Source organism: Aneurinibacillus sp. REN35 (genome assembly GCF_041379945.2).
GTDB lineage: Bacteria > Bacillota > Bacilli > Aneurinibacillales > Aneurinibacillaceae > Aneurinibacillus.
In genome coordinates this window covers 199596-219841 of record NZ_JBFTXJ020000007.1, presented here as the reverse complement: position 1 = coordinate 219841, position 20246 = coordinate 199596, and the positions used below count along the sequence as shown (strand labels likewise).

At 47.4% G+C, this 20246-nt stretch carries 22 protein-coding genes; 18 read left to right on the top strand and 4 right to left on the bottom strand.

Annotated features, from left to right (window positions below):
* Positions 1-145: 145 nt before the first annotated feature.
* A complete protein-coding gene (locus AB3351_RS15035; RefSeq protein ID WP_371147953.1) occupies positions 146-742 on the bottom strand; it encodes a hypothetical protein in 597 nt (198 codons plus the stop codon).
* Between the two features lie 145 nt (positions 743-887).
* On the opposite strand from AB3351_RS15035, the gene AB3351_RS15030 reads away from it, so the two are divergent.
* The 6 genes from AB3351_RS15030 to AB3351_RS15005 all read left to right on the top strand — a co-directional run bounded on the left by AB3351_RS15030 (position 888) and on the right by AB3351_RS15005 (position 6382).
* Positions 888-1580 carry a haloacid dehalogenase type II gene (locus AB3351_RS15030; protein ID WP_371147952.1) on the top strand — a complete coding sequence of 231 codons (693 nt, stop codon included), beginning with the start codon at positions 888-890 and terminating at the stop codon, positions 1578-1580.
* Positions 1577-2014, top strand: coding sequence for a hypothetical protein (locus tag AB3351_RS15025; protein WP_371147951.1), 438 nt, complete (start codon positions 1577-1579; stop codon positions 2012-2014). Before AB3351_RS15030 ends, AB3351_RS15025 begins: the two co-directional genes overlap by 4 nt.
* Before the next feature lie 4 nt (positions 2015-2018).
* The gene (gene alr / locus AB3351_RS15020) at positions 2019-3212 is read left to right on the top strand and encodes an alanine racemase (protein WP_371147950.1); all 1194 of its coding nucleotides are present in this window, start codon (positions 2019-2021) and stop codon (positions 3210-3212) included.
* A gap of 275 nt (positions 3213-3487) precedes the next feature.
* Positions 3488-3772 carry a CopG family ribbon-helix-helix protein gene (locus tag AB3351_RS15015; protein WP_206249149.1) on the top strand — a complete coding sequence of 95 codons (285 nt, stop codon included), beginning with the start codon at positions 3488-3490 and terminating at the stop codon, positions 3770-3772.
* Positions 3773-3775: 3 nt separating this feature from the next.
* On the top strand, positions 3776-4126 hold the full coding sequence (locus AB3351_RS15010) for a type II toxin-antitoxin system PemK/MazF family toxin (RefSeq protein WP_206249150.1): 351 nt from the start codon (positions 3776-3778) through the stop codon (positions 4124-4126).
* Between the two features lie 96 nt (positions 4127-4222).
* Positions 4223-6382 carry a Tex family protein gene (locus tag AB3351_RS15005; protein ID WP_371147949.1) on the top strand — a complete coding sequence of 720 codons (2160 nt, stop codon included), beginning with the start codon at positions 4223-4225 and terminating at the stop codon, positions 6380-6382.
* Between the two features lie 27 nt (positions 6383-6409).
* Here AB3351_RS15005 and cmpA read toward each other — a convergent pair whose 3' ends face one another.
* Complete coding sequence (cmpA, locus tag AB3351_RS15000) at positions 6410-6529, bottom strand: cortex morphogenetic protein CmpA (RefSeq protein WP_371147948.1); 120 nt, start codon at positions 6527-6529, stop codon at positions 6410-6412.
* 64 nt (positions 6530-6593) lie between these two features.
* Positions 6594-6938, bottom strand: coding sequence for a hydrolase/acyltransferase (locus AB3351_RS14995; protein ID WP_371147947.1), 345 nt, complete (start codon positions 6936-6938; stop codon positions 6594-6596).
* 90 nt (positions 6939-7028) lie between these two features.
* Here AB3351_RS14995 and AB3351_RS14990 point away from each other — a divergent pair, with 90 nt between their 5' ends.
* The 7 genes from AB3351_RS14990 (at position 7029) to AB3351_RS14960 (ending at position 13695) form a co-directional block, all read left to right on the top strand.
* Positions 7029-7511 (top strand): SprT family protein, encoded by a 483-nt coding sequence (locus AB3351_RS14990; RefSeq protein WP_371147966.1) that lies wholly within the window; start codon positions 7029-7031, stop codon positions 7509-7511.
* Positions 7489-8520 (top strand): thiamine-phosphate kinase, encoded by a 1032-nt coding sequence (gene thiL, locus AB3351_RS14985; protein ID WP_371147946.1) that lies wholly within the window; start codon positions 7489-7491, stop codon positions 8518-8520. The genes AB3351_RS14990 and thiL overlap by 23 nt, the downstream gene beginning before the upstream one ends.
* Before the next feature lie 22 nt (positions 8521-8542).
* Entirely contained in the window at positions 8543-9022 is a 480-nt protein-coding gene (gene tsaE, locus AB3351_RS14980; RefSeq protein ID WP_371147945.1) for a tRNA (adenosine(37)-N6)-threonylcarbamoyltransferase complex ATPase subunit type 1 TsaE, read from the top strand.
* Positions 9003-9716, top strand: a complete 714-nt coding sequence (gene tsaB, locus AB3351_RS14975) for a tRNA (adenosine(37)-N6)-threonylcarbamoyltransferase complex dimerization subunit type 1 TsaB (protein ID WP_371147944.1) — start codon at positions 9003-9005, stop codon at positions 9714-9716. The genes tsaE and tsaB overlap by 20 nt, the downstream gene beginning before the upstream one ends.
* 12 nt (positions 9717-9728) lie before the next feature.
* Positions 9729-10208: a ribosomal protein S18-alanine N-acetyltransferase gene (gene rimI, locus AB3351_RS14970; protein WP_371147943.1), complete on the top strand. Its 480-nt coding sequence runs from the start codon at positions 9729-9731 to the stop codon at positions 10206-10208.
* Positions 10177-11238, top strand: coding sequence for a tRNA (adenosine(37)-N6)-threonylcarbamoyltransferase complex transferase subunit TsaD (gene tsaD, locus AB3351_RS14965; protein ID WP_371147942.1), 1062 nt, complete (start codon positions 10177-10179; stop codon positions 11236-11238). Before rimI ends, tsaD begins: the two co-directional genes overlap by 32 nt.
* 237 nt (positions 11239-11475) lie before the next feature.
* The gene (locus AB3351_RS14960) at positions 11476-13695 is read left to right on the top strand and encodes a hypothetical protein (protein ID WP_371147941.1); all 2220 of its coding nucleotides are present in this window, start codon (positions 11476-11478) and stop codon (positions 13693-13695) included.
* Positions 13696-13762: 67 nt separating this feature from the next.
* Here the strand turns inward: AB3351_RS14960 and AB3351_RS14955 are convergent, their stop codons facing one another.
* Complete coding sequence (locus AB3351_RS14955) at positions 13763-15703, bottom strand: ABC-F family ATP-binding cassette domain-containing protein (RefSeq protein ID WP_371147940.1); 1941 nt, start codon at positions 15701-15703, stop codon at positions 13763-13765.
* A gap of 77 nt (positions 15704-15780) precedes the next feature.
* Here AB3351_RS14955 and AB3351_RS14950 point away from each other — a divergent pair, with 77 nt between their 5' ends.
* The 5 genes from AB3351_RS14950 (at position 15781) to groL (ending at position 20045) form a co-directional block, all read left to right on the top strand.
* Positions 15781-16371, top strand: a complete 591-nt coding sequence (locus AB3351_RS14950) for a 5-formyltetrahydrofolate cyclo-ligase (protein ID WP_371147939.1) — start codon at positions 15781-15783, stop codon at positions 16369-16371.
* A 108-nt stretch (positions 16372-16479) separates the two neighbouring features.
* Positions 16480-16971, top strand: coding sequence for a MogA/MoaB family molybdenum cofactor biosynthesis protein (locus AB3351_RS14945; RefSeq protein WP_371147938.1), 492 nt, complete (start codon positions 16480-16482; stop codon positions 16969-16971).
* A 66-nt stretch (positions 16972-17037) separates the two neighbouring features.
* Positions 17038-17829, top strand: a complete 792-nt coding sequence (gene tatC / locus AB3351_RS14940) for a twin-arginine translocase subunit TatC (protein WP_371147937.1) — start codon at positions 17038-17040, stop codon at positions 17827-17829.
* 220 nt (positions 17830-18049) lie between these two features.
* Positions 18050-18331: a co-chaperone GroES gene (groES, locus tag AB3351_RS14935; protein ID WP_371147936.1), complete on the top strand. Its 282-nt coding sequence runs from the start codon at positions 18050-18052 to the stop codon at positions 18329-18331.
* An 85-nt stretch (positions 18332-18416) separates the two neighbouring features.
* Positions 18417-20045 (top strand): chaperonin GroEL, encoded by a 1629-nt coding sequence (gene groL / locus AB3351_RS14930; protein WP_371147935.1) that lies wholly within the window; start codon positions 18417-18419, stop codon positions 20043-20045.
* Positions 20046-20246: the final 201 nt, after the last annotated feature.

Genomic DNA, 20246 nt, shown 5'->3' with positions numbered 1-20246 from the left:
CACGACTCAAAATCGTGTTCCTTCGGGAGTGTCGGTTCGACCCCGACCATCGGTATTACGCGCAAAAGCACTTCTTTCTATATAGAGAGAAGTGCTTTTTTGTTTGCAACTCACATAAAATGGTTCTGCAATAAAAACATATGGGTTACAACATATTCTTAAGCATGGATTGTACCATGGGATTTTGCAGCAGCTTTGCGATTTGGGTAAAGTCCATGCCGCCTAACATATCGCCTAGTCCGTCTTTTTTCACAACATTCTTGGTTGCTTTCGCACCGGGCTTTCCTGCTTTTCCTGTTTTAGCGGCTGGCTTTGATGCCACACCGCTGTTTAACCCTTTCGTAATGAGCGATTGAACCGCAGGATTCTGAAGCATTGTAGCCAATGCTGCCGGATCGACTCCTTTGAGCATGCCAACGAGTCCATTCTCAGAAGGAAGCTTCCGTGATTCTGCTTCCCGCTTTCGCCCTAAGAATGGGAGAAGCGAGATTTGACGGCGAGGACGTGGTTCAGTACTTTGTTTTCTTGTGCGGTTTTTTGTGGTTCTCGTTCTTTGAGCAGGTTGTATTCCAGGTGTCTGGTTTAGTTGTGCAAGCATTGCCTCGATTTTATTCATTGTCTCCTTCGTCTGATGCATTTGACTTTCCATCTCCGACAGAGATGATTCTATTCCTGTTAAACGTTTGCCGACAGCTGCTTTACCAGGTGCTACACTCTTTTTTTTACGTATCTGTTGTGCCACCCCGATCACCTCCTTTTACAGCAAATTACATATACCCTATACATAGTGTATGTAGCAATCAACCTGATAGGGATAGGGCATGTACCCAGATTGACAGTATATCTGCTATACTGAACGTAGCGTAAAGCAGAAACGAGGGAGAGACATGCAAGGCATTAAGGTGATCGTATTTGACGCTTACGGTACGCTGTTTGATGTTCATTCCGTTGTTCAAGCTTGTGATGAATATTTTCCGGGTCAAGGAGCTTCGCTTAGTCAACTATGGCGAACGAAGCAGTTAGAATATACATGGCTTCGCTCTTTAATGGGACGTTATGCTGATTTTAGACAGGTGACGGAGGAAGCGCTTGTGTTTGCTTGCAAGCAAATGGATCTTCCATTAGATGAGACGTACCGGAAAAGATTGATGGAGGAATATCTTATGCTTCGCCCCTACCCAGAGGTGCTTGGTATATTGCCTAAGTTGACGGCATGGCAGCGGGTTATTTTTTCAAATGGCTCACTTGATTTCCTTCTACCTCTTGTAAAGAACACGAGAGTAGAGGAGCACATAGATGCGGTTATCAGTGTTGATGATGCCAGACTGTATAAGCCGCATCCGGCGTCTTATACAAGGGTAGTAGAGACACTTGGCGTGGAGCGGGAAGAAGTTCTGTTCATTTCTTCGAATGCTTGGGATGCCGCCGGAGCAAAAAGCTTTGGATTTCACGTGGCTTGGTTAAACCGCACAGGACAGCCGTTTGATGAATTGCAGCAAACTCCGAATATTCTGCTGCATACACTTGATGATCTGCTACCGATTCTGCAAAATGAACGCGAAAGAAAGGGGACCTTATGAAGAAACAGCAGGGGAACATATTGCGGCATGAAGAAGCAAGCGCAAAAGACATTTATCTTAAACGTCCATTCAAGTATAAGCTGATTGAGACAGTGCTTTATATGATTGTCATGCTTGGGCTGCTCAATTTTATGCCAAGAAGCAGCGTGGGTGTATTTATTATCGCCATGGGGGCGGCGGTGGTTATCGTCGGATTTGCTCCAATGATCTATAAAGCCATTCTGCACCCGACATACAAATTATCTCGGACACATCTTATTATGAAAGTCGGTAAGGATGAGGAAAGTGCAGCGCTGCATGAGTTGCAGCGGACAAGTGTCTGGAAGCCGACATATAAGACGCAGGGCGGTAAGAAATATAGCATCATGGCTTCGCAGGAATTTCTTGATGAACTGGATAAACAGATTGCACGTACACAGAAGAGAGGGAGATAGAACCATGTCAGGGATGGGAGAGTATTATCGGGATGTCTGGGCCGAAGTAAATCTGGATGCGATCGGAGAGAACATACAGACCTTTCGCAAACATATTCCTCAAGAGGCGAAAATTATGGCGGTAGTGAAAGCAGACGGGTACGGCCATGGGGCCTATGAGGTAGCGCAAAGAGCGTTAGCAGAAGGTGCGGAATGGCTGGGCGTTGCACTGCTGGATGAAGCATTGGAACTGCGCACCCAGGGTATTACCGCTCCAATCCTGGTATTAAGCTCCTTTCCTGTACGGGGAGTCGAACTTGCGCTTTCGCATGATATTACGATGACTGTATATCAGGTCGAATATTTGCGGGAAGTTGGCAGGATCGCTGAGAAAATGCAGAGGCAGGCCCGCGTTCATATCAAAGTAGATACTGGAATGGGAAGAATCGGTATGCGTTCTGTAGAGGAACTGCTCGCTTTTTGTGAACAAGCTAAAAAATGTTCCTGGATACAGATTGAAGGAATGTTTACGCATTTTGCTACTGCGGACGAAGAAGATACGTCGTACACACTTGAACAGTACCAAGAATTTCAACGATTTGTAGATGAGCTTACGAAAGTAGGAGTGACGATTCCGCTTCTTTATACGAATAATAGCGCCGCTGCGATGTTCTATCCGGAACGCAGCCGTCATATGATTCGTTTGGGTATTAGTTTATACGGCCAGTACCCATCGGGCTATGCCAAAACCACACATATCCCACTGACAACGGCTTTTCAATGGAAGGCGCGAATCAGTCATGTAAAGCGTGTACCGACAGGCACAAAAGTGAGCTATGGAGCAACGTATGAAGCCCCCATAGAGGCAATTATTGCGACGATCCCGGTAGGATATGCGGACGGATACAACCGGATGCTGTCGAATAAAGGCTATGTGTTGGTAAAAGGACGCCGTGCCCGTGTCGTAGGAAGAGTGTGTATGGATCAGTTCATGGTGGATGTGACGCATATTCCTAATGTAGCTGTTGGAGAGGAAGCGGTGCTGATCGGTCATCAAGGGCAAGAAGAGATTACTGTAGATGAGATGGCAGAGTGGTTAGGGACCATCAACTATGAGGTTACATGCATGGTGAGTAAGCGTGTACCGCGCGTATACATGGAAAAGGGGCGCATCGTTTCAGTTAGCAATCGTATCCTAACAAGTTTTTGTCAGGAATAGACGGGGAAAAACGCCATTCCTCCTGTTGTGACGCAGGGGGAATCGTGGTACAATCAGTAAGAATCAAAACAGGGAGCAAAATCTCTTTTAAAAATAATGGGATAAGGCAGGATTTTGCCGGTATTGCTCGAATAGTAGGAAGAGGAGTCGAAATCTCTTTCCTAGTAAGCCGCGCACAGTATATTTTTGTATGGGCTACGCCATACTGGTAATGTGCCTTTCGCGCGGTCATTCAACTTGTGAAAATGTGGTATAGCGTTGGTGTTGGAGGTGCGATGGTCTTGTCTAAAATGGACACGAAGCGTATCATGATTAGTTTGCCAGATCATCTATTACAGGAAGTGGATGGATTGGTTAAGAAGGAAAAGTCAAATCGCAGTGAATTTATTCGTCAAGCAATGAGACTGTATCTGAAAGAACGTAAAAAGCGTCATATCCGTGAGATGATGCAGCGCGGATATATGGAGATGGCAAACATCAATTTGCATATGGCAAGCGAGGCCTTTCAAGCCGAAGAAGAAGCCGATCTGACGTTGGGACGTTTAGTGAGCGGGGTGTAGTGTGTGATCGTGAAGCGTGGCGACGTATATTTTGCGGATTTATCCCCGGTTGTCGGATCAGAGCAGGGCGGGGTCCGTCCCGTGTTGGTCATACAGAATGATATAGGGAACCGTTTCAGTCCGACAGTAATCGTCGCAGCCATTACGGCACAAATACAAAAAGCTAAGTTGCCTACTCATGTGGAGATCGATGCGAAGACGTATGCATTTGACCGGGATTCCGTCATTCTTCTTGAACAGATACGTACGATCGATAAACAGCGGCTAACGGATAAGATCACACACCTGGACGAGGAAATGATGGAGCGGGTAAATGACGCTCTCCAGATTAGTTTAGGACTCATTAATTTTTAAAGATATTCATGAATGAAAAGTTCTTAAGAGGCTGCTGTGATATACGGTAGCTTTTTTTTCGTTATAAGAAAAAAAGCCATGGAAGGATGTTAGCCTATGGAAATAAAGCAAATGATCTCGGTTATCGCAGAAGAACTGCATATTACGCAGCAGCAGATAGAACGTACTGTTGCGCTGCTTGATGAAGGAAGCACGGTCCCGTTTATCGCTCGATATCGTAAAGAAATGACAGGGATGCTTGATGAAAACCAGATTCGTACAATCCAGGAGCGCGTGCAGTATCTACGGCAGCTAGAAGAGAGAAAAGAAGAGGTTATTCGCCTGATCGCCGAGCAGGATAAGCTCACAGATGAGTTGGAGCATCAGATCAGGGAAGCCATTAAGCTCCAACAGGTAGAGGATTTGTATCGACCATTCAAACAGAAGCGCCGCACTCGGGCAACGACAGCCAAAGAAAAAGGGCTTGCACCGCTGGCCGAATTCATATTATCCGCACGTACAGGAAGTGTGGCAGAAGAAGCAGCGAAATATGTAGATGTCGAAAAGAGTGTCAATACCGTAGAAGAAGCTTTGCAGGGGGCATCGGATATTATTGCTGAGCTTGTTGCAGATGATCCGGCTGTTCGTAGCTGGGTACGGGATTATACGATGAAACGCGGTGTACTATCCACCGTGAAGAAGGAAGATGAGCCGTCCGGCAAAAATGTATACGAGATGTATTATGAGTATAATGAACCGGTAGGCCGCATGGCTCCCCATCGCGTTCTCGCTGTAAATCGTGCGGAACGAGAAGGCATTCTTCGGGTAAAGATCGAGTTAGATTCCGCCTCCGTTCTACAGTACTTAGAACGGAAATGGATTCGCAAAGATAGTATTGCTGCGGATCTGCTTATGGCAACGCTTGAAGACAGTTATAAGCGCCTGATTGCACCTGCTGTCGAACGGGAAGTGCGTAATCTGCTGACAGAAAAAGCGGAGGAGCAGGCGATTCATATTTTCTCTGAGAATCTGCGCCAGCTTCTCCTGCAAGCGCCGCTGCGCAACCGTGTAGTGCTAGCGCTTGATCCGGCATATCGTACCGGTTGTAAGACTGCCGTTATTGATGAAACAGGCAAGCTGCTTGAGGTTGTCGTCGTGTATCCGACACCGCCACAGAGCAAGATTCAAGAAGCAAAGCGTGTGCTTGCCGGGTTGATTGAAAAATACGGGGTTCAGGTTGTTGCGATCGGCAATGGTACGGCTTCAAGAGAGACAGAGCAATTTGCTGCTGAACTGCTCAGAGAGTTAGGGCAGGATATCTCATATATTATTGTTAATGAAGCGGGGGCGAGCGTATATTCCGCTTCTAAACTGGCGGGAGAAGAATTTCCTAATCTGGATGTAGCGGAGCGGAGTGCCGTATCAATAGGACGTCGACTGCAGGACCCACTTGCCGAACTGGTTAAAATCGATCCGAAATCTATCGGTGTAGGTCAGTATCAGCACGATGTATCACAGAGCAAATTATCGGATAGCTTACAATTTGTCGTTGAATCTGCGGTGAACTATGTAGGAGTCGATGCGAATACGGCCTCTCCATCTCTATTGCAGTACGTATCGGGGGTATCGAAGCAGGTAGCAAAAAATATTGTCGCATATCGTGAAGAATTGGGTAAATACACCTCACGTACACAGTTGAAAAAAGTACCGCGCCTTGGCGCGAAAACATATGAGCAATCCATTGGTTTTTTGCGTATTAGCGAGGGAGAGAATCCGCTTGATAATACTCCCATCCACCCGGAATCGTATACAAGTGTAGCGGCATTGCTGCAGGAGATTGACATCCGACCAGAAGACATTACGCGCGAGGATGCTAAAGAGAAGCTTGGGAGGATAAATATAAAGGAGATGGCACAAAAGCTTGGTATCGGAGAGCCGACGCTGCATGACATCGTAGCCAGTCTGCTGCGTCCCGGACGTGATCCGCGCGAAGAACTGCATAAGCCGCTGCTAAAAAAAGATATTCTCGATATTAAGGATCTTGCCAAAGGAATGGAGCTTGAAGGTACGGTGCGCAATGTAGTGGACTTTGGCGCATTTGTGGATATTGGCTTGAAGAATGACGGTTTGGTTCATATCTCGCAATTGAGCCGCCGCTTTATTAAACATCCTCTTGACGTTGTCTCTGTCGGTGAAATCGTAACAGTATGGGTAAAGGACATTGATGTGCAGAAGGGCCGGGTCGGATTGACGATGCTTGGACCGGAAGGGAAATAAGATACGAAAAAGGGAGGCTGAAACGTGTTAGCTTCGCCCCCCCTGCTTATCGATGTATAAGAACCAGCAATCGTTGAGCAGCAGAATCTGCCGCCTGTTTTTTGTCTGAAAAGCTCTCATTAATTGACGTTTCAGCCACTGCGGCATTCTGTTTCCTCCCGTCACGTTTTTAATCGTACTCTTATTACTATATGTGACGGAGAAGCAAATGTTACTCGTATTCGTCTTCTTCGATGAGATATTCAAGCTGTGCGTGCAGTGCACGAATCTCAGTGAGCAGTGAGATCAATGGATAGTTCTCTTCTTTTAGATTCGCGAATTGTTGTTCTAAGCCCGCCAAGTAATCAATCCCTTGAAGTACATGAACATTCTCTGCGTGTACTTCAAGATCGGCGCATTCAGCGACTGGTATGGGCAGTATAGGACGGTCTGAGATTGTAAGCTTGTCGATTTCTTTGTGAAGCCGACGCAGCAGCGCAACAAGCTGATACATATAGCTGTCAGGCATAGCGACGAATTGTAGTTTTTTTTCTGTCGATAAAATACAGTAGCGCATCAGATGGCTCCCCCTTGTTTCATATGTACGTTCACAAGTGTAGCGCATGTAGGGAGTGTGTGCAAGAATGGAGGCGATAAGATGCCAAGCATAACAGACGGGCAACTGCAGCAGCTCGTCGAGCAAATCTCCACAGAATACTTCCAACGTCCTTTCGCACACCATGCATATTTCAATGCGAGATTGAAAACAACCGGTGGACGTTATGTCCTGCGGACGCATAACATCGAGCTTAATCCTAAACATTATGAGAAATACGGTATCGAAGAGTTAATCGGGATTATTAAGCACGAACTTTGCCATTATCACCTTCACCTAACTGGCGGAGGATATAAGCATAGAGATTCGGACTTTAGAAGGCTGCTTGCTCAGGTGGGCGGCAGTAGGTACTGCCAATCTGTAGCTGCGCCTAAAAAGGAGACATACCGCTATGAGCTGGTATGTACGGATTGCGGTACAAGGTATTTGCGTAAGCGGCGGATGAATACGAATAAATATGTGTGTGGAAAATGTAGAGGACACTTAAAGCTGAAGGAGTTGGAGGAGAAGCATGGCAGAGAAGCGGCGCGATGAATTTGGCTTGATTTCCTATTTGACGGAGCGGCACAATATGCCGGCATCGCTTGCGGGACGAGTTCCGGTAGGGAATGGCGATGACGCAGCCGTGGTAAGCAGTCGTCCTGGATATGACTTTATTGCCTGCTGCGATACAATAGTAGAGAATGTACATTTCAAGCGGGAGACGATGCTCCCGCATGATATCGGATATAAAGCGTTGGCATCAAACATTAGCGATGTGGCCGCGATGGGGGGTATCCCGCTTTTCTATCTTGTATCGCTAGGATTACCCCAGACTTGGCAGGAAGAAGAATTGGCAGAGATATATGAAGGGATGGCTGAGTTAGCATCACATCATCAGATGGCTTTAATTGGCGGTGATACGGTGGCTGTGCCGGGTCCGCTTACGCTGACGGTTACTGTCCTTGGCGAAGTAGAGCAAGGAGCAGCTCTGCGCCGCAGCAGTGCACAACCGGGAGACGTCGTATTTGTGACCGGTACGGTGGGTGATTCCGGTGCCGGTCTTCATGTTCTGCTGCAGGAAGGTGTTGCTATACACCATGTGCCTGCCGAGTGGTCATCACTTACTGATCGACACCGCCGACCTTCACCGGACGTAGAAGCGGGACGCATTCTAGCGGCAAGTGGTTTTCGCATAGCGGTTAATGATATTAGTGATGGTTTGGCAAGCGAGGCATGGGAGATTGCTGAGGCAAGCAGTGTGCGTCTCATCCTTGACGAAGCGAATATCCCACTAAACGAAGCTTCCAAGCGTCTGGCTCAAGAGAGTGGGAAGCGTGCGCTGGATTGGGCGTATTACGGGGGGGAAGATTATCATCTGATCGGCTGTGTCGCCGCGGAGCATCGGGAGGCACTTAGTCGATTATTTGCTGCTAAAAGCTTGCCCCTCTACTGGATCGGTAGCGTACAGGCAGGTGAAGTCGGTGTGCAGTTGCGTGGACGCAATGGAGACGTCACGCAGATTCCGAAAAAAGGGTATAATCATTTTAATGACGATAAGTGAGTTTTTGTAGGAAGTGAGAAAAATGAAACAGACGAATACCTATACATTCTATAGCCATTCGGCGGAAGATACGCAGGCTTTGGCCGATCGGATCGGTCGTCTTGCAGAGCCAGGAGATGTGCTCACACTATCAGGTGATTTAGGCGCAGGAAAGACAAGTTTTACGCAGGGACTTGCCCGCGGCATGGGAATAAGCGGTGTAGTGAATAGTCCAACGTTTACAATTATTAAGGAATATATGGGCCGTCTGCCTCTTTACCATATGGATGTATATCGTATGGAAGACGAACTAGAAGACTTAGGGTTTGATGAATATTTTTATGGCGACGGCGTGACGGTAGTAGAGTGGCCGCAGATAATCGCCGAGCAGCTTCCCGAAGAACGCTGTGACGTAGTGATTACGCGCGGGGAAGGGGATGAGCGCATGCTTGTCTTTACTCCGCACGGTCGAAGATACGAAATAGTATGCGAGGCGATAAAGCATGGCCATTCTGGCAATTGATACTTCGAATTTTAGTTTAAGCATAGCGGTGTGTAGTGAGGACAAAGTGCTTGGTGAGTGCGTCACCAATATGAAAAAAAATCACAGTATAAGGCTGATGCCAATGGTCAGTCAACTGCTTGATGAGGTGGAAGTGGACCCGTCTGAGCTGACCGCGATTGCGGTAGCGCGCGGACCGGGGTCATATACGGGCGTCCGCATAGGAGTAGCCACAGCCAAAAGCATGGCCTGGTCTCTGTCGATTCCGCTGCTGGGGATATCGAGTCTTGAAGCACTGGCCTGGAACGGCGCCTATTTTCCAGGACGAATTGTTCCGTTTTTTGATGCGCGTCGTGGACAGGTATATACGGGTGTATATAAGAAAACACAGACAGGCGGTGTTGACCTTGTGGGAGCAGAACGGATCGTACTGCTCAAGCAGGCGTTGGAAGAGTGGAAGGAAGCAGATGCAAAGGAGCCAATTTTATTCCTGAGCGATGATATCGCCATCCATGAAGCCGCTATTATGGACACGCTGGGGGAGCAGGCAGTACTTGCACCACCATCTTATAGAGTGCCACGCGCAGCCCATCTTGCTATGGCAGGCTGGAGCGCTCTTAGAGAAAAACGGGTTGAAGATACACAAGCATTTGCCCCTGTCTACCTTCAATTGGCGGAAGCTGAAGCCAAATGGCTTGCTGGTCAGAAGAAGTAGGAGGCGGATGCGATGGCAGATGAATACATGATTCGTCGTATGGAAATAAAAGATCTTGATGATATTGGAGAAGTGGAGAGGCTTTCGTTTTCTACACCGTGGTCAAGAGATTCCTTTATTAATGAGCTAAAAAAGAATGTGTTTGCCAGGTATTTTGCTGTGGAAGCAGCCGGGCGTGTCATCGGATACGGCGGCATGTGGCTGGTGCTTGATGAAGCGCATATCACCAATATTGCTATTCACCCTGAGTACCGCGGACATCATCTAGGCGAGCAGTTGATGCATCGTCTGATGGCATTTGCCGCACAATCCGGTGCTCTGGCGATGACACTTGAAGTGCGCCGAAGTAATGAGGCAGCGAAGCGGTTGTACAGGAAGCTTGGGTTCGTAGAAGAAGGTGTGCGTCCCGGCTATTATACTGATAATGGAGAAGATGCCATTATAATGTGGGTGAGGTTAGATGACAAACAATTGGAAGCAGAAAGTATATAGACGGCGGGACGAAGCGCTCGCTGCAGGCAAGCCGATTCGTATTCTCGGCATCGAGACAAGCTGTGATGAGACATCAGCGGCTGTTATTGAGAATGGGACGAAGATTCTCTCTAACGTTGTGTCTTCACAGATCGAAAGTCATAAACGATTTGGCGGCGTTGTGCCGGAAGTGGCATCGCGCCATCATGTGGAGAATGTTACGGTCATTATTGAGCAGGCGCTTGCTGAAGCATCGTGCACATTTGACGATGTGGATGCGGTTGCTGTCACATACGGACCAGGGCTTGTTGGAGCGCTGCTCGTCGGTGTAGCCGCTGCTAAGGCGATTGCATTCGGACGGGGGATTCCGTTGGTCGGTGTGCATCATATTGCCGGACATATTTATGCGAACCGCTTCATAAAGGAATTGGAATTCCCGCTGCTAACGCTGGTCGTATCAGGTGGTCATACGGAGTTGGTGTATATGAAGGAGCACGGCTCGTACGAAATTATCGGGCAGACGCGTGATGATGCGGTCGGGGAAGCCTATGATAAAGTCGCCCGCTCTTTGGGGCTTCCTTATCCGGGAGGGCCGCATATTGACCGGCTGGCGCACGAAGGGGAGCCAAGCATTCCACTGCCTCGCGCCTGGCTTGCAGGAACGTATGATTTCAGTTTTAGCGGTCTAAAATCAGCGGTACTCAATACGCTGCATAATGCAGCTCAGCGTGGAGAAAGTATTGCGCCGCAAAACCTGGCGGCAAGTTTTCAAGCATCGGTTGTTGAGGTGCTTGTGGATAAATCATTTGCGCTAATGAAAGAGCGTCCGGTAAAGCAGCTGCTGCTTGCCGGCGGTGTGGCCGCCAATAAAGGGCTGCGCAGCGCATTAACCGAGCGGGCGGAACGTGAAGGTGTAGAGCTGCTCATCCCTCCGCTTTCGCTATGTACGGATAATGCTGCCATGATCGCGGGAGCAGGTTATATTGAATATAAAAAAGGCAATCTGGCGGATATGTCGCTCAACGGCATTCCCGGTTTGCCTCTTGGATAAAAAGGCAACCCTATAAAGGGGTTGCTTTTTATTATGTGTAAAGTCAGCTACAGGCCTGTGAAAAACACGAAAATTTTGTCAAAATATGTGGACAAATGCTGAATACATGCTGAATAACATTATCCACATAATTGTGGATAATGTGGATAAAACGGTGGATAACCTGGTGTTATCCTGTTTTTTATCATAATAAAGTGTGAATAGATGTGTGGATATGTGGAAAAGGAGGCGGTGGTGTTGAGAAAAAAGAAGATTTTTGTAGTAGGATGTAGTGCCGTATTTTTTACCGTATTTCTATTGTTTACCACCAATGCGCTCTCAAAAAACGTTTCCACTGTTACTATTCTTCTTGTTCCACAGCTTACAGTAGAGGACATCGCAGCGGTATATCAGCGTCCGCATTTTTCTTTTTTACAACAGGCAGCGATGGGTGAGATGAATATTCGCACAGCCGTATCCCTAAAAGATATCCACAATGCGGCTACACTCAGTGCAGGTACGCGTGCTAGTGGAATTGAATGGATGCGTCAAGCATACGGTATCGCTGAAAAGCGGATCAACGGGCTTGCACTTTATCGGCAGTATACAGGCACATTGCCAGTTAATGTACGGAACGGAGCCGTGCTGCTGCCGTATGTACCGGCGTTAATGGCGACAAATATACAGAAGAATACGGGGGCTGTACCCGGCTTGCTGGGGGATACACTAAAAAAACACCGGATCAGTCGTGCTGTGATTGGTAACGGTGATACGGAAGGAAGGAGAAGCCGCCTTGCTCCCATGCTTACTATGGATCATCAAGGAATAACGCCTCAAGGATGGATCGGAGAAGAGACGGTGACACACACGGCTGTATTCCCCGGAGGAAAAAAGACAGATTATGTATTCCTATCTGAGTATCTAACGCGTTGGAAAAAGGGGAAAAAAGGACTGATTGTTGCTGAGTTAGGTGATTTAGAGCGGCTTTCCCGCTATAAAAATGTGTTGGGAGAGCAAAGATATACACAACTGCGGCAAGAAACGATAGAAGAGATTCTATTGTTTGCCGGGAAGATGGTGCAGGACACACAAAAAAACGAGCGCCTTCTCCTGCTATCTGCATCGTTGCCGGATCAGCACATTGCGAACAAGAAACGCATGGCACCGGTTGTGCTATGGGGAGATGAGACGCATGGGAATGTCTTAACCTCAAAAACGACACGACAGCCCGGTATTGCTGCCAATATTGATATAGCGCCCACCGTTCTTTCATGGTTCCACATTCCAATCCCGATTGAGATGAAGGGTTTTCCGCTAACCGTAGACAATAGAATGGAGCATGGTTCATTCTTTGCACTAGCGAAAAAGGTGGATTATATATATGCGACACGCTCGACTGTTTTATATCCGTATGTGGGGTTGACTATAGGGGTGATGCTGCTTGCTCCTCTATCCCTGCGATCATGGAGGGGGGAAGAGGCACATCGGCGTGTTGTTATGTTCCTGCTGCAGACGCTATTGGTGCTGATTCTGTTAATACCGTACTTACTGCTGCTGTTACCTATTTTACCGGAACTGCCCCCTGCAATCGTAACGGTTGTATTACTAGCCGCTGTTGGAAGCGGCATAGCTCTGCTGCTGCGTCGCGTTTCCTTTGTTGCCTGCTTTTTTTGGCTTGGGATAGCAGGTTGGCTTCCTCTGCTGCTTGATGGATTTATGGGAGGAGAATGGATTCGGCGTTCGTATATGGGATATGATCCGGTGATTGGGGCGCGCTATTATGGCATTGGCAACGAGTATATGGGGGTGATGCTTGGCGGTGCGTGGCTGAGTGTAGCGATGGCAGGGGAGTGGTTGAAGGCGCGAGCGCATCAGCGCCTGTTGCTTTTCGGCTTTATGGGCATGGTTTTTTCAATCATTATTTTATATATGGCTTGGCCCGAAGGAGGAAGTAAGGCAGGGGGCATTCTTGTATTTGTAGCGGCCCTCATATACGGAGTGCCAGCCTTTTCCGGATTTGTCTGGCATATGCGGCATATTGTAGCGCTATCACTTATTGGACTTGTGGCTATTTGTTTGTTGTTTGCCTTAAATTATCAGGCGGCTGGCACTGTACAGTCCCATATTGGACGGGCGGTTGGAGAACTGGTGCATGGGAATTGGCAGGAGATTGGACGAATCATCGAGCGTAAGCTGTTTATGAACTGGCGTCTTATTCTCGCTTCCATATGGAGCAAGTTATTTCTTGTAAGTTTCATTGTCAGTGCGGTTCTACTGTACTACCGGAGTGAAAGAATTCGCGACATCCAAATGAGGTATCCGTATTTTACCGCTGGGCTTCGGACCATATCGTTTGGAGCGTTGGTGGCATTACTGGTGAATGACTCGGGGATTATCGCTGCGGCACTTGCCATGATCTACGTATTGGCCCCGCTGCTTTATCGGTTGCTGCAGGATGATGTGGACGGCAGGTCATAAAAAAAGCAAAGCCTACTGCCGCGATGGCATCAGGCTTTGCTTGCTTTAGACAGCGGTTAGACAGAAGCTATTCCTGTAGATCGGTCCACTCTTCAAGACAGGTTTCGAGTTCTGCTTTTTTAGACTCAATGTCTTCCGTAAGTTTTAAGGATTTTTCATGGTCTTGAAATACTTCGGGCTTACACAGCTCTTCTTCAAGAACAGCGATCGCCTCTTCGATTTCTTCAATTGCTTTCTCCAACTGCTCAATGCGCCGCTGTCGCTGCCGCTCCACCTTTTTAGCTTCCTTATCCTGAAGGAACTTCTCCTTGTTTGAAGATACGACATCATCTTTTTTGTCCTGCTCGTTTGTTTGCATTGCTGGGGCAAGCGCCGCTGAATTCAGCTCCTCCAGCTCTTCTTTTTTATCTGTATAGTAATCATAGTTGCCCAGATAGGAGATAACGCCGTTCGGTGTAAGCTCAAGGACACGTGTTGCGATTTTATTTAAGAAGTAGCGGTCATGCGAGACGAAGAGAATGGTTCCTGGATAATCCTCCAGCGCTTCTTCAAGAATTTCCTTGCTGAATAAGTCCAGATGATTGGTCGGCTCATCGAGAATCAAAAGGTTTGCCTTTTGCAGCATCAGCTTGGCCAAAGAGACACGCGCTCGCTCGCCTCCACTTAATTCGCCAATCTTCTTAAGCACGTCGTCTCCGCTGAATAAGAAGTTCCCCAGCACGGTCCGCACGTCCTTCTCCTGCATGGTCGGATACTCATCCCATAATTCGTGGAGCACTTGTTTATTTGGATTAAGATTCTCCTGTTCCTGATCATAAAATCCGGACATGACATTGCTTCCGTAAGCGATCGAACCGGCAATCGGTTCAATCTGCTTTACAAGCGTCTTCAACAGCGTGGATTTGCCAAGACCGTTCGGCCCAAGCAGCGCTACCCTTTCACCACGGGTAATCTCAAACGTAAGATGTCGGGCAAGGGCTGTGTCTTCATAGCCGATGCTTACATCAGACAGCATAAGAACTTGGTTCCCGCTCACTTTGTTGATATCAAATGAGAACTGGGCTTTTTTGAGATCGCCGAGCGGTTTATCCATTACATCCATACGATCAAGCATTTTGCGGCGGCTTTGTGCGCGTTTGGTTGTGGAGGCGCGTGCGATATTCCGCTGTACAAACTCTTCGATCCGAGAGATTTCTGCCTGCTGCTTTTCGTATTGTCTGACCTGCTGCTGTACGCGCTCGCCCTTCTGGATCAGATAGTCTGTATAGTTGCCTACGTAGCGCGTAGCATGCGTCCGCTCGAGTTCATAGACAATGTTAACAAGCGAATCAAGGAAGAAACGGTCGTGGGAGACAACCAGAAGAGCGCCCTGATAGTTCAATAAGTATTTCTCCAGCCAGCCAAGCGTTTCGATATCGAGATAGTTGGTCGGCTCATCAAGCACGAGAATATCAGGTGCCATCAGCAGCAGCTTTGCAAGCGCCAGGCGTGTCTTCTGTCCGCCGCTGAGCTGGTCGATGGATGTATTGTAATCTTTCGGATAAAAGCGCATCCCATGCAGAATGGAGCGTGTGGTCGCCTCGTATTGATAGCCGCCCCGCTCTTTAAACTGCTCGACTTGCTGCGAATACGCGTTCATCAGCTTCTCATGCTGTGCCGCATCAGCGATAAGTTCCGGATCGCCAATTCTTTCTTCCATGCGGCGAAGTTCCGCCTCTTGTTCCTTGAAATGGGCGAACACGGTCATCATCTCGTTCCAGATGGTCCGCTCTGTATCAAGTCCGCTATCCTGAGCCAGATAGCCGAGTGTAACATCCTTTGCCTTGAGGATTTCGCCCTCATCGGGAAGGATTTGTCCGGTGATGATTCTAAGCAGTGTAGATTTTCCTGCACCGTTTACACCGACGAGTCCTACGCGTTCCCCCGATTGCAGTACCATATTAATGTGGGATAGAATGGGGTTGGCGCTGAATGATTTGCTTATATTTAAAGTCTGCAATAAGATCATTATGGTTCACCTCAGTTTTGTCTACAGCTAGTGTATCGTAAAATACATACGTTAGAAAACAGAAGAAAGGAGAAAAGATGAACGGCGAAGAGCAAAAGGAAAAGAAGCGGAAGCTGAGACGTCATATTCTCGCACAGCGGGCGTACATCGCAGAAGAGGAACGCAGGGAGTGCTCAAAGGAAGCAACCATGCGTCTGCTCACCATTCCGGCCATTCAAAATGCGGAGCGCATCTTCTCTTTTCTTTCATTTGGAGATGAAATTGAGCTGGATGGCTTCATTGATTGGTGTATAGCAGAAGGAAAAGAAGTCTATGTACCGAAAACGTATGGGAAGGAGAAGCGGATGGTGCCATACCGGTTTAAGGGCTGGGACGTGCTCATAAAGGGCGTGTATGGCATTAGGGAACCGAATGAGAATGAGTGTATGCCGTGGAATGGAAAAAGCTTCGATGCTATTATCGTTCCGGGTGTCGGATTTACGGAGCGAGGAGAGCGTCTTGGTTATGGAGGCGGCTTCTATGACCGATTTTTTGCGGGATTTTCCATTCTTCCGCCATTGGTAGCGGTCTGTTATGAAATGCAGATCGTTTCGTCTCTTCCCACGGAAGAACATGACCGCAGGGTAGATCGGATCGTTACGGAGCAAAGAATTATTGTTTGTTCATGATTTTGCCACTGTATTGATGTGCAAAAGTCGACACAATACGGACAGGTTATAGTACAATATAATTGTGTTTTTATTGAATTTTTATGTGAATAACGGAGGGTTACCTGAATGTGGAAAATTGGGGTCGTCACTTCAAGCAACTCGGTGCATCGCAAGGAGCGAGAGAATGACTGTCTGCCGAAGCTAGAAGCACTGTTGAAACAACACTTGGACGCTGCTGTGGCGCATCATCGTACATCACCTGACAATATAGAGATGATTAAAGAGAACATAATTGAGCTGATTGACAGAGAGAGAGTCGATTTGTTGATTACGATCGGCGGCACAGGTCTGAGCCCAGAGGATGTAACGCCAGAAGCGACGGAGCTTGTAATTGACCGTCATGTTCCAGGATTGGCCGAAGAGATGCGCCGCTGTAGTATGCAGCATTCGCGCAAGGTTCTTCTAACGCGTGCAACGGTAGGTACGCGCGGCAATACGCTGGTCATTAACCTGCCGGGCAGCCTTCCTGGGATGGAATGGTGCTTTGTCGCGATTGCAGATCAGATTTCTTCAGCGCTCGATATCATTCAAGGAACGAATCATAACGTAAATATCTAGTGCATAACAACGGTTGTGTAACCGAGTTGCAAAAGCTGTGTGTCTAGGAGAGGATTTGAACATCGCATGAGCAATCAAGAGCAAGAGATGCGGCTGGTTGAGCATTTGGGCGAATTGCGACGTCGGCTCATATGGGTTGCACTCATTTTCGTTGTTGCTTTCATTGTTGGATTCGCGTACGCGGAGCCGGTGGTCCAGTATTTTCAGAAGGACGCGGGCGTTAAATGGCACGTGTTCGGCATTCCGGACGGTCTGCGCGTATATATGCAGTTTGCGTTTGTGATTGCGCTCGTTATTACGCTGCCGTTTATTTTGTACCATGTATGGCGTTTTATTACACCAGGGCTTCGCCCGCATGAGCGCAAGGCGGCAGGCATCTTCATTATTCCGGCCTTCCTGCTGTTCTTAGCTGGGCTTGCTGTAGGGTATTATCTCGTATTTCCGATGATTATTACTTTTATGGTTAAGTTCTCAAGTACATTAGGAGCGGAGGAGACGTTCGGCTTAGCCCAATATTTTGGATTCATGTTTAATATCGTGATTCCGCTGGCGCTTTTGTTTGAACTTCCTATTATTGTTATGTTTCTTACGCGGCTTCGCATCTTAAATCCGATGCGGATGCGTAAAATGCGCGGATATTCCTATCTGGCGCTCGTTATCGTAGCCTCCTTGATCTCACCGCCGGATTTTATCAGCCATTTAAGCGTGTTTTTGCCGCTGGTCATATTGTATGAAATCAGTGTGGTAATCTCCCGCATCATCTATCGCAAGCAGTTGAAGGAAGATGCGAAATGGGAGAAGGAGTTCTATGACGGTGGGACAGAAGAAGACGCGGTCCTGCGCGTGGAGAAAGAGTAAGGTAAGAGATGTAAAAAAGGGATAAGAGAGCCGGCCCTCCGGTTCTCTTTTTTTATATGCACGGGGAATATTCCATCTGTAAAGTGGTGAGAATGGAGAAGGGAATTTTTTTGCAGCATGGGGCTTGCAAAAAATAAATAAAATCTATATTATAATAATTGTGTTAGCACTCAGTAGAGTAGAGTGCTAACAAGATACTTAATCAGGGAGGTTGTTTTCAGTGTTAAAGCCATTGGGTGATCGTGTGATTATCGAACCTATCGCAAAAGAAGAAACAACTGCTAGCGGAATCGTACTTCCAGAAACAGCAAAAGAAAAGCCGCAAGAAGGCAAAATCGTCGCTGTAGGCAGCGGACGCATCGAGAACGGCGAGCGCATCGCGCTAGAAGTTCAAGAAGGCAACCGTGTCATCTATTCTAAATATGCTGGAACTGAAGTGAAATTCGACAACAAAGAACTTCTGATTATGCGCGAGAGCGACATTCTTGCTATTGTTGACTAATCACTGAGAGCGGCATTTTCATACATGACCTATTACCGTTCAGGTACCGTATAGAATCACTACATAATTAGGAGGGCGAACAAATATGGCGAAAGACATTCGTTTTAGCGAAGAAGCACGCCGCGCAATGCTCCGCGGTGTGGATGCACTGGCAGACGCAGTAAAAGTAACACTTGGACCTAAAGGTCGCAACGTTGTACTTGAGAAAAAATTTGGTTCTCCATTAATCACAAACGATGGTGTAACCATCGCAAAAGAAATCGAACTCGAAGATGCATTCGAGAACATGGGTGCGCAGCTGGTTAAAGAAGTTGCCACAAAAACAAACGATGTAGCGGGTGACGGTACGACTACAGCTACAGTTCTTGCGCAAGCGATGATCCGTGAAGGATTGAAAAACGTAACAGCGGGTGCAAACCCAATGGTAATCCGCAAAGGCATCGAAAAAGCGGTTCGTGTTGCTGTAGAAGAACTGCATGCGATCTCTAAGCCAATCGAAGGCAAAGAATCCATCGCACAAGTTGCTGCAATCTCTGCTGCAGATGATGAAATCGGTACACTGATTGCTGAAGCAATGGAAAAAGTGGGCAAAGACGGCGTTATCACTGTGGAAGAATCCAAAGGCTTCACAACAGAGCTTGATGTTGTAGAAGGTATGCAATTCGACCGCGGCTACGCTTCTCCGTACATGATTACAGATACTGATAAGATGGAAGCGGTACTTGATAATCCGTACATCTTGATTACAGATAAGAAGATCTCTAACATTCAAGAAATCCTGCCTGTACTTGAAAAAGTAGTACAACAAGGCAAGCCTCTTGTAATCATCGCTGAAGATGTAGAAGGCGAAGCGCTGGCTACACTTGTTGTGAACAAACTGCGCGGTACCTTTACTGCAGTAGCGGTGAAAGCACCTGGCTTTGGTGATCGCCGCAAAGCAATGCTTGAAGATATCGCTGCATTGACTGGTGGTCAAGTAGTGACAGAAGATCTTGGCTTAGACCTGAAATCTGCTTCCCTGCAGCAATTAGGTCAAGCAAGTAAAGTAGTCGTAACAAAAGAAAATACAACGATCGTAGAAGGTTCTGGAGACAAAGCGAACATCGAAGCTCGCGTAAACCAAATCCGTTCTGCAATTGAGACGACAACATCTGAATTCGATAAAGAAAAACTGCAAGAGCGTCTTGCTAAACTGGCAGGCGGCGTTGCGGTAATTAAAGTCGGCGCGGCTACAGAAACAGAACTGAAAGAAAAGAAACTTCGCATTGAAGATGCGCTGAATGCAACACGTGCAGCGGTTGAAGAAGGTATCGTAGCCGGTGGTGGTACTGCGCTCGTATCGATCTACAACAAAGTATCTGAAGTGCAAGCAGATGGCGACGAAGCAACTGGCGTACGCATCATCCTGCGTGCTCTTGAAGAACCGGTACGTCAAATCGCAGCCAATGCGGGTCTTGAAGGATCTGTCGTTGTTGAGCGTCTGAAAAAAGAAGAAATCGGTATCGGCTTCAATGCCGCTACTGCACAATGGGTAAACATGATCGAAGCAGGTATTGTTGACCCAGCTAAAGTAACGCGTTCGGCGCTGCAAAATGCAGCATCTGTTGCGGCTATGTTCCTGACAACAGAAGCGGTAATCGCTGATAAGCCTGAGCCAGAAAAAGGCGGCGGCATGCCTGACATGGGCGGAATGGGCGGCATGGGAATGATGTAATCCCATTCGTTTGAGAACCCTCTCCGAATTTATTCGGAGAGGGTTCTTTCTTTCAAAATTCTCTTAACAATATGTACATTATTTTAAGGTAATAAGGGATAAATTGGATTTATATATGATAAAACACGAACATTAAGGGTGCAAATCTGTATATCTTTCATATTTTAGTGCTTGACTTTTCATATCCCTCTGGTAAACTAA